The 13,133-nt window shown below is 41.2% G+C and carries 9 protein-coding genes; all 9 read left to right on the forward strand.

The genetic code is table 11. The annotated features are described in order from the left end of the window. Genes HGG78_RS12190 through HGG78_RS12230 form a run of 9 tightly spaced genes read left to right on the forward strand, consistent with a single transcriptional unit; the run spans nucleotide 1 to nucleotide 12,055 of the window. On the forward strand, nucleotides 1-1,491 hold the full coding sequence (locus HGG78_RS12190) for a class I SAM-dependent DNA methyltransferase (protein ID WP_172533023.1): 1,491 nt from the start codon (nucleotides 1-3) through the stop codon (nucleotides 1,489-1,491). After that, a complete protein-coding gene (locus HGG78_RS19250; RefSeq protein ID WP_172533024.1) occupies nucleotides 1,488-2,921 on the forward strand; it encodes a restriction endonuclease subunit S in 1,434 nt (477 codons plus the stop codon). Before HGG78_RS12190 ends, HGG78_RS19250 begins: the two co-directional genes overlap by 4 nt. Further along, a complete protein-coding gene (locus tag HGG78_RS12200; protein WP_254068207.1) occupies nucleotides 2,921-4,081 on the forward strand; it encodes an AAA family ATPase in 1,161 nt (386 codons plus the stop codon). Before HGG78_RS19250 ends, HGG78_RS12200 begins: the two co-directional genes overlap by 1 nt. Nucleotides 4,082-4,095: 14 nt before the next feature. Then, complete coding sequence (locus tag HGG78_RS12205) at nucleotides 4,096-4,791, forward strand: hypothetical protein (RefSeq protein ID WP_172533025.1); 696 nt, start codon at nucleotides 4,096-4,098, stop codon at nucleotides 4,789-4,791. Nucleotides 4,792-4,830: 39 nt separating this feature from the next. Then, nucleotides 4,831-6,408, forward strand: coding sequence for a hypothetical protein (locus HGG78_RS12210; RefSeq protein WP_172533026.1), 1,578 nt, complete (start codon nucleotides 4,831-4,833; stop codon nucleotides 6,406-6,408). Between the two features lie 2 nt (nucleotides 6,409-6,410). Next, entirely contained in the window at nucleotides 6,411-7,124 is a 714-nt protein-coding gene (locus HGG78_RS12215) for an OmpA family protein (protein WP_172533027.1), read from the forward strand. Further along, nucleotides 7,121-7,963 (forward strand): HNH endonuclease, encoded by an 843-nt coding sequence (locus HGG78_RS12220; protein WP_172533028.1) that lies wholly within the window; start codon nucleotides 7,121-7,123, stop codon nucleotides 7,961-7,963. The genes HGG78_RS12215 and HGG78_RS12220 overlap by 4 nt, the downstream gene beginning before the upstream one ends. 55 nt (nucleotides 7,964-8,018) lie before the next feature. Beyond that, entirely contained in the window at nucleotides 8,019-10,715 is a 2,697-nt protein-coding gene (locus HGG78_RS12225; protein ID WP_172533029.1) for an AAA family ATPase, read from the forward strand. Further along, on the forward strand, nucleotides 10,715-12,055 hold the full coding sequence (locus HGG78_RS12230) for an McrC family protein (protein ID WP_172533030.1): 1,341 nt from the start codon (nucleotides 10,715-10,717) through the stop codon (nucleotides 12,053-12,055). The genes HGG78_RS12225 and HGG78_RS12230 overlap by 1 nt, the downstream gene beginning before the upstream one ends. Nucleotides 12,056-13,133 lie beyond the last annotated feature (1,078 nt).

The following is a 13,133-nucleotide window of genomic DNA, read 5'->3' on the forward strand; positions in this document are numbered from 1 at the left end:
ATGAGTACTCAAGATCTCGTCGCCAAACTTTGGAATTTATGTAATTTACTCCGTGATGATGGTGTGACTTACCATGAGTACCTCAACGAGCTCACTTACCTTATATTTCTTAAAATGGTCGAAGAGACGGGCCAAGAGGAGTTACTGCCGGCAGGCTACCGTTGGCAAGATCTAGAAGCCTACAATGCAGCTACTCGCTTAGAACAGTATCAAAAGCTGCTAGCGCATTTGGGCTACCACGGCTCATTGATTACTAAGGCCATCTTTAAAAATGCCAGCACTGTTATCCGCAAACCAGCAACGCTAAATAAGCTCGTGGTAGAAATCGACAAGCTTGATTGGTACAGCGCCAAAACCGAAGGTTTGGGCGATATGTATGAAGGTTTGCTAGAGATCAACGCAGGTGAGAAAAAATCGGGTGCGGGCCAGTACTTTACTCCGCGTGTGCTTATCGACGTGATGGTCGAACTAATGAAACCAACATTGGACGATGTCATTGTTGATCCGACCGCAGGTACAGGCGGTTTCTTAATCAGTGCCCATAACTACTTGGAAGAGCACAACGACATCCAAGAGCTAGAACCAGCACCTTACGATAGATACCAGCATAAAACCTTTTTTGGCATGGAGTTGGTTCAAGACACGCATCGCTTAGGCATGATGAACCTGATGCTGCATGACCTTGCGGTAAACGATAAAAACTCCGGCATTCTATTTGGTGATACCTTGTCTAACGAGGGCAAAGCACTACCACCAGCGAGTTTGATTCTTGCTAACCCGCCATTTGGCACTAAGCAGGGCGGTGGCGTACCAACTCGTGACGATTTGGTTTATTACACCAGTAACAAACAGTTGGCGTTTTTGCATTTGATGTACCAAAAAATGCTTAAACCAGGTGGCCGAGCGGCGGTGGTACTTCCAGATAACGTATTGTTTGAAGGTTCAACAGGTCAAACTATCCGTAAAGACCTGATGGAGAAGTGTAACCTTCATACCATTTTGCGTTTGCCAACCGGTATCTTCTACGCCGCTGGGGTAAAAACCAACGTCTTGTTCTTCTCTAAATCGATCGATCCAACCCAAGATAAAGGTCAAACTCAAAATGTATGGGTGTATGACCTACGCTCTAACATGCCTAAGTTTGGTAAGCGTACTGTTCTGACTAAGAAGCATTTTGATGAGTTTTATGAAGCAGTCGGTAGCGATCTAACTCTGGTCGATGAAAAAGCTCGTCAAAACTTCCTGAGCAAACATAAAGATGACCTTGATGGCTGTCGCCTGCGCTGCTTTAGCCGCAATCAAATTAAGACTAAAGATGACTCATTAGACCTAAGCTGGATTCGTGATGAAAACAACGAAGACGCTTCAAAGCTACCTGCGCCAGATGTGTTAATCAATGAAGCGCTGGTTGAAATGGCAGGGGCAATGGAAGAGCTAAAAGCGATTTTGGCGGATTTGGATTCAGCGCAAAGTGATGAGGTGGCTCTGTGAGTGAGTTACCAAAAGGGTGGATTAATACTCAAATTGGACAAGTCATTACTCTGAACGAGAAATTAAAGGGAATTGATGATGAGGTTGAATGTGGCTTTGTTCCAATGGTGCGCATGCCTACTGCTTATCGTGGTTTTGTTAACTTTGAAACTAAAACCTGGGGCAGCTGTAAAAAGGGCTTCACTCAGTTTAAGGACGATGATGTACTTCTTGCAAAGATAACTCCTTGCTTTGAAAATGGAAAAGGTGGAATTGTTACAGGCTTACCAAATGGTATTGGCGCTGGAAGTACGGAGTATTTTGTCCTTCGTTGTATCGACGAATTGATTCAACCTCAATATCTACATGCTTTTGTGAAGTCCAAAAAGTTTATGGATGACTGTGAAGTTCATATGGGCGGTTCGGTAGGGCATAAACGAGTACCTAAAGATTACCTCTTGAAGTATGAGATACCGCTTGCGCCACTAAACGAACAAATCCGCATTGCCAACAAGTTAGATTCTATCCTTGCTAAGGTCGATAAAGCCCAAGCTCGTTTAGATAAAATTCCTGCAATTTTAAAACGTTTCCGCCAATCGGTATTAGCTGCAGCTACGTCTGGGGAGTTGACGAAAGAGTGGCGTGAGGAGAACGCACCAATCAAGCATTCAGAAGTGACAGGTAAGTATGCCCTTGACTGGAGTATTGTCGAAGAATCAGCGTTACCAGAAAGTTGGCAGTGGGTTCCATTAGGAAATTATGCCAAATGCAATCGAGGCAAGTTCTCTATCCGTCCAAGAAATGATCCGTCTTGTTTTGATGGGGATTACCCTTTTATTCAAATCGGTGACTTGCCAAGACAAGGAGGGTTCATTTATTCACATAAACAGACATTAAATGAGAAAGGGTACTCGGTTAGTCGAGAATTTGACGCGGGTACGGTAGTTCTAGCAATTGTAGGTGCAACAATTGCCAATACTGGGATAACCACGTACCCAGTGTGTTTTCCAGATAGTTTGGTTGGAATAAACTCGGCTTCAGAAACTACCAACAAGTATCTTGACTACCATTTGAGAGCAATAAAGGAAGATATAAGACAAGCCTCCTATGCAGGAGGCGGGCAACCTAATATCAAGCTTACGATGGTCAATCCGCTCCCTTTGCCGCTACCATCAGAAGCTGAAATAGTCGAGATTGTTGCTAAAGTTGAATTGTTGATGGCAAGAGCTAATAAAGTCGAAAACCAATACCTAGATGCCAAAGCTCGCTTAGACCGTTTAACTCAATCGATACTAGCCAAAGCTTTCCGAGGCGAGTTGGTGCCACAAGATCCAAATGATGAACCAGCAGAGAAACTGTTAGAACGTATTGTTGCTGAAAAAGAACAGAGTAAGCCGAAAAAGACCACTCGCAAGCGCGCCACCAAAGCAAAAACGGCAGAGAAGGAATAATGAACGACATGAATCAATCACTCTCTTTAGTCAACATCAAAGCCAACAACTTTAAGTCGTTGGTAGACTTTTCACTGCCGTTTAGCAAATTTAACTGCTTAGTGGGATTAAACGGTTCAGGTAAATCAACCGTATTACAGTTTATTGATTTTCTGTCACAGCAAGTAAGTGGCGACATTGATGAGTGGTTGGATAGCCGTCAATGGAGTGCACGAGATCTCAATTCAACTCTGACTAAGCAATCTAATATTACTTTTACCGTAGAGCTTGCTTACTCGGATATCCTCGTTATTTGGGAAGGCAGTTTCAACCGCAAAGAGTTGTACTGTACGACTGAGAAAATTACTTGGGGTGGCAGAACGCTGCTCAACGTGGCTGATGGTAAGTTTTCACTGCCAACCGAAGATCTTCAAGCTCCTATTACCTTTGCATATCAAGGTTCGATCCTATCCCAATTAAGAGAGAATCAATTGCCAAAGGAGCTAGTGGCGTTTAAAACCTTCTTTAATGAGCTGAATGCATTAGACATGCTTTCTCCTGAAATGCTTCGTGATCAACACATCAGCGGTAAAACACTGGGCGCTGGCGGTAAGATGCTTTCAAGCTTTATCAGTAATATGACCAAAGAAGAGAAAGCGAACCTAGTGGCTACGTTGAAAGAGCTATACCCAAGCTTGGTCAAAGTGGATGCAACAGTTCAAAAGTCGGCTGGCACCGTTAGGCTAGAAATTGAAGAAAAGTTTGGCGAGAAGAGCATAAAAACCGAAGCCAGACACATCAATGATGGCTTACTGCGTTTTATGGCGATCTTTGCACAGCTGACCAAAAAGCAAAGTGCGCTTCTGCTTGATGAGATTGAAAACGGTGTCAATCCAGAGCTTATCGAAAAGCTAGTGGACAGCTTAGTTGAAGCAAACACTCAAGTTGTTGTTACCACTCACAGCCCTATGATTCTTAACTACATGGAAGATGATGTAGCTAGAGCAGGTGTGGTTTACCTCTATAAAAATGCTCAAGGTGCGACGCAAGCTATTCGCTTGTTTGATATCCCTTCTATGCAGCGCAAGCTAAAGTTCATGGGGCCAGGTGAGGCCTACGAAGATACGATTCTTGAAAATCTTGCGCCAGAAGCCGCGACAGTTCAACTGATTAGCAACTAAAGAGGGCAGAACGCATGTATTTAGTTGTCAGCGGTGAAGGTGAAACCGACATCGGTAAAAGCAATGAAGCAATAGGGCCCCTCAGCAAGTTAATAGACAAGTTTGTTGAACCCTATTCTGGCTTCTCATTGCTAGAAGCCGAAATGCTCGAAGTGATTCATGAAACTCATATTACCGAGATCTCGCGCGATAGAACCATAATCAAACCGCTTTCAAGACGCGGTAAGAAGACTCAACACGAAACCCGCGAATTTTATAGTGCTGCACGAGCGTTAGCCTATGTAGCACAAAATGCGGAAATTCAACCTAGTTTAGCTGTTCTTTTTCACGACTCAGACAGCAATAAATGGCCTGATTACAATACAAAGCGCCTTTCAATGGAACATGGCTTTGAAGCTCAAGGCTTTGAAAATGGGGTGCCTTTTGTCGCTCAGCCTAAGTCAGAGGCTTGGCTACTCTGTGCTCTTAAGAATGGTTATCAAAATTGCACTCCATTTGAAGCTCGTTCGGGCAATGATGATTCGCCTCGATCTTTAAAAGCCGAGCTGGAAGAACATTTGGGTGAGCCAGCAACTCGTGTAACGCTCAATGAGCTCGTAGACGAAGGTCAAATAGATTTGGCTCAAATTACCGATATGAAGTCGATGACTGATTTTCAGGAGTCAATGAAAGAAGTGTTAGGGCGCATGCTGGGTATGCGAATAGGCTAATTTAAAATATAACAATAGAAAACTGGTTGGTTAGTATTTATGGCAGAGAACATTAATTTTGATTATCTTGTAGTTACTTTATCTGGGGGGTTGTTACTCTTGGGTTACTTGAAGGGGAGGAGCTTACTCAAGCAGAACCCTACTTCTAATAGTATTGCATCAGTACCAAGCTTGCTCACATCGGGTGGTGTTTTCTTCACTTTTCTGGGGATCGCAATTGGGCTGATGGATTTTGACCCTGATGATCTAAACAACAGTATCTCAACACTATTAGGTGGATTAACACTGGCATTCTGGTCAAGTATATTCGGAATGTTACTTTCCATGCTGTTTAAAATATTTGAGATACCCAAATATCAAAAAGCACTATCTCAAGTTACCCCTGATGACATGCAGCGAGTTCTCTGTTCGCAACTGTCTGAATCCAAAGCACATCACCAAAATAGCCAAAAGTTACTCTCCGAACTTGTTAGTGAAATGAAACTGTTAAGAGCTTTTTCATCGCAAGAGCACGCTCAAAGCCAAGAGAGTTTCAATCAATTAACTAATGAAATTAATCAGTTTGCTTCCTCTGTGTCTTCACAAGCTTCACAACAAATTGCGGAGTCACTGCAAAGCTCTATTGAAGGTTTTAATCAAGGTTTAATGGGGCAATTTGGTGCCAATTTTCAGCGTTTAGATGAATCCGTTCTGAAAATGTTGCAATGGCAACAGCAATATAAGCTTCAGGTAGAGCAATTGACCAGTGCGTTTGAACATGCGGTGGAAAGTGTCGTGGCTACTGAACAAAGCTTAATGGTGATAAGCAACCATACTCAAGCGATTCCCGATGCTATGGAACAGCTGTCCGAGACTTCTGACACGTGGAACCAACAAATTACGGAGCTGGATCAGCGGTTAGAAGCTTTTAGCATTATGCGTGATAAAGCTGTGCAAGCCATGCCAGAAATTCAGAAGCAACTGGATGAATTATGTCAGCGAGTTGATAAGTCTATTTTGAACACCTGTGAAAGCCTAGAGAAAGGTGTACTTAAAGCTTCAACAGAACTTCAAGACAAAGCTTTGGTATTGAGCGAAAAGCTGGTAGAAGCGACAGATGGTATTGGTGGTGATTTGAGTAATGCTTCAGGGCAAATAGAATCTATGACAAACCACTTGGCTACGTCTTCTGACAAGATCAAAGAAACTTTGCATGATTCAATTAGTCAGCTAGAAGATAGGTTGAATAGTTTGGTTAATGGCACTAAAGAAGATGTTCTTGATATTTCTAAAACATTGTCAAATGTAAATGAGAGCTTAATAGAAAAGCACCGAGAACAGTTATCTAAGAACGAACAACTGTTGATTAAAGCTCATGACTCAATTGATAAAAGAATTGAAGAGACGATGAACCAGCAAATCAAGGGGTCGCTTCAAGTGCAGAAAACAATTGAAACTGACTTAATAAAGAACTCGGTCGTATTCCATCAAAACATTCAGCTTGAATTGGAAGGTATATTGACTGACTTGGGTAAAGGCTTACTCGATATCACGGCAGAGTATTCAAAAGCAGCACAACGATTGAACAAAGAGTTACACCGATTAGAGTCTGTTGAATTATTAGAAGAAGCGAGCTGATTATGCACAGTGGGCTTTTCCAATCGCGGACCGCATCTTCAGGTGAGGGGCATTGGCTTTCTGTGACCGATTTGATGGCTGGCCTGATGGTGATTTTTTTGTTGATCAGTGTGGCGTTGATGAACAGAACAGATATTGATAAAAGGGCTATTGAGCGTATTGCCGTAAAAATAAGCGAAAAACAGCTAGAAATTCATAGGGCATTGGCTGAAGAGTTTGAGGAAGATTTTAAACGCTGGGAAATAGATTTTAATGAGCAGAGACCGTTGATCATTGATTTCAATGCAGAACGTTATAAGTTCACTAAAGGTAAATCCGTTCTCCCTGAGCAACTTACTTTTGTTTTGGGTGAATTTTTCCCTCGATACTTGAATGTACTGGAGCGCTATAGGAATGAGATCAAGGCCATACAAATAGAAGGACACACTTCTTCAGGATGGAATAACGATGATTCAGAGTTTAATGCGTATTATAAAAATATGAATCTTTCACAAAATCGTTCAAAGCAGCTTTTTGATCATATTATGTCTCAAGGAGAGCCACTTCAAAAGCATCTATATTGGTTGAGAAGCAAACTGTCAGCTATTGGCTATGGTCCTTCTAAGCTCATACTCACTGAGAGTGGAGATGAAGATAAAGAGCGGTCACGTCGCATTTCATTTCGCATTATAGCCGACTCCGATATCATCATGAAAGATATTTTAGAGGCCCAATGAAGCTAAACGTTGACTTAAGTGAATTTAACAAACTAGTTGATGAAAATGTCTCAGAGCGCCTGAGCCAGTTTTCAGTCAGATTAGACTCTTTTGGCTTTGATAGACTTGATGAGCTGAGGAAGGTCCCACATTTGGTTACAGAATTCGACTTAGACATTTCTTTAAATGGACAATTGCTTAGCTATGATGGCCACGGTGTCATTGTATATATCAAAGAACACTCTGACTTATCTAAAGCTGTGGCTGACCCATATAGTGAAGCAAAGCGATATCATTTGACCGATTGTCAGACGATTCAAGATGAAAGGAAAGACAAACGTTTTGGTCGTCTAGTAGCCCTTCGCTACATAGAGGGTGATATTCCTATCTGTGATGATAAAGGTAATACCAAGGATGCAAAGCTCGTTGTCTGTGGTCGGTGTCTTCGTAAACTGAAATACCTCCCATATTTAAACGCTGGGAATAATGAAGAAGAGAAAAAGCGTGTTCAAAAGGAGTTCAGCTTGCATGAGTTCCTTAAAAAGCAACATAGCTTCCCAGAGGAAAGTTTACCTCTTCGACATGCCGAATTTAGCAACTTTTCTTACACAAGTGATTGGAAGAGTGTGAGCGAGGTATACAAGTTAAGTCAGAATTACAGTTGTGAGGAATGCCGCGTAGAGTTAAAGCAACGAAAAGAGTTGCTCCATACGCATCATATAGATGGGGTGAAATCTAATAATCATCCAGCGAACTTAATTGCATTATGTGTCGAATGCCATAGTAAGCAGCCCAAGCACAAGCATTTAAAACCTAAGGCTGAAGTATTGCGCTACCTTAAAGAAAAGCGCACGGTATGAGCTACCGACCAGATTTAGAAGCGGTTTTGATTAGTAATAAATGTAAGGAATAAAGTTGGCTAGATATTGTGGGGACAAAGATTCAAGCTATTTACTTAACAACATATCGGAGTTTAAAGAACGTTGTTTAATCCAAGAACAATCACTGTTTACTAACTATAAAGTCTGGAACTCATCTGTATGCAATGAGCTCATTCAAGATTTTGTTGAGAACCTAGATGAAGGTGATGGTGACTTTTTTGAAAAGTTAGAAACTCAACTGGCAGATGCTTCCCCTGAAGCCAAAGTACTGGCGTCTGAAATGCTGTGGTTGATGTTTCTTTGCCCAAGCAATACTGGTCCTGAGTCTAAACGTAACAGTATTGAAAGAGTATTTTTCTGGAGTGGGTACGAGATTGCTCCAGAGTCCAAGCAAAAATTCCTGTCTGACAATGCTTTAACTGGAATTGGCAGTGCTGGAACCGCATACAATACAGGTCGCTGGCGTGAGCTTGTTTATGTTATCCGGTTGGTTGAAGCTTTGTTAAAGCTCTCTGAACTGGAGAAAAAAAAGCTTTTGAATGATGTTGACCGTTTGCCTCTGTGGTTGGAGTCTATTCCAGAAAATGGCACGAGACAGTTTCGTCATATGTTTTTATATCTCCTGTTTCCAAAGGCTCATGAGCGCATCTTCGGTAACACGGATAGAAAGTCTATTTTAACGACTTTAACCGATATCACGAGTGCCCAATATAACCGAATGGATACAAAAGATGCCGACGCTCGACTATTGGCATTGAGGCAGTCATTTGAAGCGGAGTTCGGGACCAAAGAACTTGACTACTATGTCGAGCCGCTGCGCTCGAAATGGAAGGAACCTAAATCATTGTCCACCAATGAGGTCAACGATACAGCGCAGGAGTATGATGTGAAGAGTAATGATAAACCTCAACCGCTCAATACGATTCTTTATGGACCTCCAGGAACAGGTAAAACCTACAATACGATCAATAAAGCTCTAGAGATTGTTGACCCTGAGTTTTACCATTCACATGGCGATGATCGAGTCGCTATCAAAAAGCGATTCGATGAACTTCTAAAAAGCAATCGCATTGGTTTTGTTACCTTCCATCAGAGCTTTAGTTATGAAGATTTTGTGGAAGGCTTGAAAGCGACGACAGAAAACAATCAGGTCAACTACGAAATCGAAGACGGTATTTTTAAACGTTTATGTGAATCGGCTAGCGCGAAACCAATAATAAAAGCGGCTCAAGATCATATAGATATTAGTGGCCGTAATATTTGGAAGATGTCGCTAGGTGATACATCTGGCGATGACGCCTTTATCTATCAAAAATGTATTGATAATGGCTATGTTCTTTTAGGTTATGGATATGATATAGATTTCACCAAGGCAAGTGATCGTAAAAAAGTCGCTCAAACCTACCGTAGTAATAATGTTGCGATTGAGAACGAAAGCTATGCCTATCAAGTTACATCAGTAAACAAATTTAAAAATGAGATGGCTATGGGTGATCTCATTGTCGTTTCAGATGGTAACCGTAAGTTTCGTGCTATTGCTGAAATTACCAGCGACTATTATTTTGATAACTCAGCTATTGATGATGTTAGCTATTCTCAAGCAAGAAAAGTTACTTGGCACAGAGTGTACGAACCATCACTGCCAGTTGATGAATTGTTTAAGAAGAACTTGTCTCAAATGACTTTGTATCGACTATACGATTCCACCATCGATACTGAAAAACTCCAAACTATATTACAAGGTAGTGCTGACCGGGGTAACGTAACGCCAGGGCGCACGCTAGGTAAGTATCAGATTGAATCAATTTCTGATGAGCTGATTACTATTCGCAAGCCTAATGGTTCTGATCTGCCAATGCCCAAGTCGATTGTTGACGAGCTTTGTGATTTAGTACGGTCTGGTGATATTTCCATTGAAGATATCAAGCAAAAAAGGGTGTTTGATAAAGTAGATACGTTGATGGAGAAGTACCTAGTAAATGGCTATCCTAATGTATTAGGTCCATTAGTTGATGAGATTGTTAGCAAAGGAATATTGTTAACTAATCAAGCGTCCTCCGATAAGAGAGTCCTGATTATTGATGAAATCAACCGAGGTAACATTTCTAATATTTTTGGTGAGTTAATCACTTTGATTGAGCCAAGTAAGAGGGCGGGTGGTAAAGAAGCGCTATCGGTTAAGTTGCCATATTCAAAAAAGCCTTTTTCAGTTCCTGATAACTTACACATTATTGGTACGATGAACACGGCTGATAAGTCACTCGCTCAGATCGATATAGCGTTGCGTCGTCGTTTTCAGTTTGAAGAAATGATGACTAACTACGAACTGCTTGCAGAAATTCCATTAATTGATGGTATTGATATTGAGCAGATGGTTCGGGTTATTAATAAGCGAATAGAGTTACTGTACGACCGTGAGCACACGATAGGCCACAGCTTCTTTCTATCACTAAAAGATAACCCGTCGATTGAACATCTGGCTGAAATTTTTGAATTACAGATCCTTCCATTGCTGGAAGAGTATTTCTTTGAAAATTGGGAACGAGTAGCAATGGTATTGGGCGATCATCTTAAAACAGATGAGAGCTTACGCTTTGTTGTTGAGCAATTTGACGCGAACGAAATTGCTCAGTTGATGGGAGATGATTGGGACCAAGTGGGCATACAGCCTTATGTTAAAAACGATCATGCCTTTAAAGTCGCCGCAGCTTATATCGGTATCTATTCTTAATGTTTGGTAGGAATCATGACTCCGTGATTGCCGTTCGTGAATTCGGCTTATTACTCAATGGTGGTAATGAGTCGAGTACCGACTGCCACTCAATACCAAGTAAAGCGTTTGAGTGGTTAATGGTTAACGGTCAAAGTAATAACCAAGATTCAGTTGATCTTATAAAGGTCAAAAAGCATGGCAGTTCGATTGCTTTGCAAGTTATCAACTATGTTGGGGTGTTAGAAACCCCTTGCGGTACCCGCATTGAGATTCTTCCTAAGATCTCAGATAAGCAAGACAGTCAAGCTACCACGAAAGTGCTTCTTAAGATGCTTTCAACAGTCTATAAACTTAACCTGCATAGGTTTGAAAGTGCTTCCCTGCAAACATTAAACAGGCCTCTATTCGAAGTATTGATTGGTTACTTCTTGAATGAGGTCTCTGGTGTCATTAAGAAAGGGATTCGTTGCCAATACACTAGAGTTCAAGCTCGTAAGCCTTACTTAAAAGGTCAGTTACAAACTTCAAAGCAAATCAACCAAAGGCCAGGTTGTCTTAATAGTTTCCATATTTCTTATGATGAGTTTTCGTCGGATAGAGCAGAAAATAGATTAATACGTTCCGCGCTTACTCAAGTGATGAAGTGGTCTAAAAATAGCGATAACTTGCGTTTAGGTAGTGAACTTCAATTTGCGCTTGATGATATCCCTTGCTCTAAAAATTATGCACTGGATTTTCGCCAGTGGTCCAAGGAGCGTTCTCTTGTTCACTATCGTACTGTGAGGCCATGGTGTGAATTTATTTTGAGTTACCAATCACCAGTATCACTATCAGGGTTGCACAATGGTATTTCGATGCTTTTCCCGATGGAAAATCTCTTTGAGCGATATGTTGCGATAAGGCTAGGAAAGTCACTACAACCTTTTCTTAAATTGAAAACTCAAGCAAACTGTTGTGCCCTAGTGACCCATAAGCCCCGTAACGGAAAGTCTCAAGAGTGGTTTAGGCTCAAACCCGATATTGTAGTTAGTGATAAGACTTCGCATCAGCCGCTTTATGTGGCTGATACTAAGTGGAAACGAATTGACGAGAAGCAAGCCACAGCAAAGCAGAAGTATGGTATTAGTCAATCTGACATGTATCAAATGCTTGCTTATGGCCAAAATTATTTATGTGGGGTAGGCGTGGTATATCTGATTTACCCAGCATACGAGCACTTTAAAGAATCTCTGCCACCATTTAGATTTGATGAAAATCTAGCGGTTAAGGTTATCCCTTATGATCTCGTGGATGATGAATGTGAACTGTTGGGTGTTGAATTCTCAGGAAAGTTGTCATCTCCTGAGCTTTCGTGCTAAATCGCGTATCTTATTTTCAACTCGATTAGATTGAAGTATCAATTCAAGTGCATCGAGCTCTCTGCCGTTTTCAAAGATCAACTTTGCGTTTCCGATTCGAATGGCTGCACCAGCTTCATTACTAACGTTTTTACTTACTAGGATTTCAATAGCGTGAGCTCGCGAAATTCTGCCTGATGCAAACGCTTGAAAAAGTTCGTAGTTGGAGACGAAAGCTGCTATGTCAACAGATTTAAGCTTTTTTGTCTAGTTCGACATTGTCCATACTTTGATTCCATTTTGTGCGATCTATCTGTTTTGCTAAAATTATAGCCGTTGTTTGACACGCCTCAGAATATGGTGGAATGAATTGATGATTTTTCTGCGTAATCTCTGACAAATCAATAGATTTCATTAAGTAATACCCATGGTAATACGAAATAGTTCCGTAATTAAAAATATAGCTATAAATCAGTTTGTTATAATGTTAATCCTGCCGTCTTGCTCATGGCGAGCTTAAACCAGTTGGCTACAAAATAAGTTCAAACCCTTAAAGCGGGATCGTAACAAACCGATTCGTTGTTCCGATGGCGGCAGTCTTATTCGTACTCAGAGTCGCACATGATCACCTCATTTTTTCTCAATCAACGTCACCCAACACAGTTTCTAGTATTGAGCGTCCTGTGGCTGGGAAGTCTTTCTGTGTAACCGTGTACAACGGTTCTCTATGCGGATCAATATGCATATTCGAAAGTTCGCTTATTTAAATCCCCTTTCTACTTGAAGTTGCAGCGGTGTTGGCTACGTTCACTCATCCCAATCACATAGTTTATCTATGCTCTGGGGATGAACTCACTTGCCGCCTACCTGCAACTTCAAGTTGTTTGGGTATAAATATGATCGTCAGATTGATGATTGAAACTGGCGATAAATTGCTTGTTCTTGTTCTAAATTCCTGCCTCCATGAAACTTAAAGTAATTTGTATAGGACAATTGGGAAATCAATTAATAGGACAAGCTGTATTAAAAAAGATACTAATATAGAGCTGCATTTTGAGAGGTGAGTATAAAAAAACTCAAAACAAAAACACTACTATAT

It is taken from the genome of Vibrio aestuarianus (genome assembly GCF_012395185.1).
Classification (GTDB): Bacteria; Pseudomonadota; Gammaproteobacteria; order Enterobacterales; family Vibrionaceae; genus Vibrio; species Vibrio aestuarianus.

Bases quoted from the DNA above. Each gene is read 5' to 3' on its own strand.
- HGG78_RS12190 (WP_172533023.1), top strand. From the start codon at position 1: ATGAGTACTCAAGATCTCGTCGCCAAACTTTGGAATTTATGTAATTTA.
- HGG78_RS12200 (WP_254068207.1), top strand. From the start codon at position 2,921: ATGAACGACATGAATCAATCACTCTCTTTAGTCAACATCAAAGCCAAC.
- HGG78_RS12205 (WP_172533025.1), top strand. From the start codon at position 4,096: ATGTATTTAGTTGTCAGCGGTGAAGGTGAAACCGACATCGGTAAAAGC.
- HGG78_RS12210 (WP_172533026.1), top strand. From the start codon at position 4,831: ATGGCAGAGAACATTAATTTTGATTATCTTGTAGTTACTTTATCTGGG.
- HGG78_RS12215 (WP_172533027.1), top strand. From the start codon at position 6,411: ATGCACAGTGGGCTTTTCCAATCGCGGACCGCATCTTCAGGTGAGGGG.
- HGG78_RS12220 (WP_172533028.1), top strand. From the start codon at position 7,121: ATGAAGCTAAACGTTGACTTAAGTGAATTTAACAAACTAGTTGATGAA.
- HGG78_RS12230 (WP_172533030.1), top strand. From the start codon at position 10,715: ATGTTTGGTAGGAATCATGACTCCGTGATTGCCGTTCGTGAATTCGGC.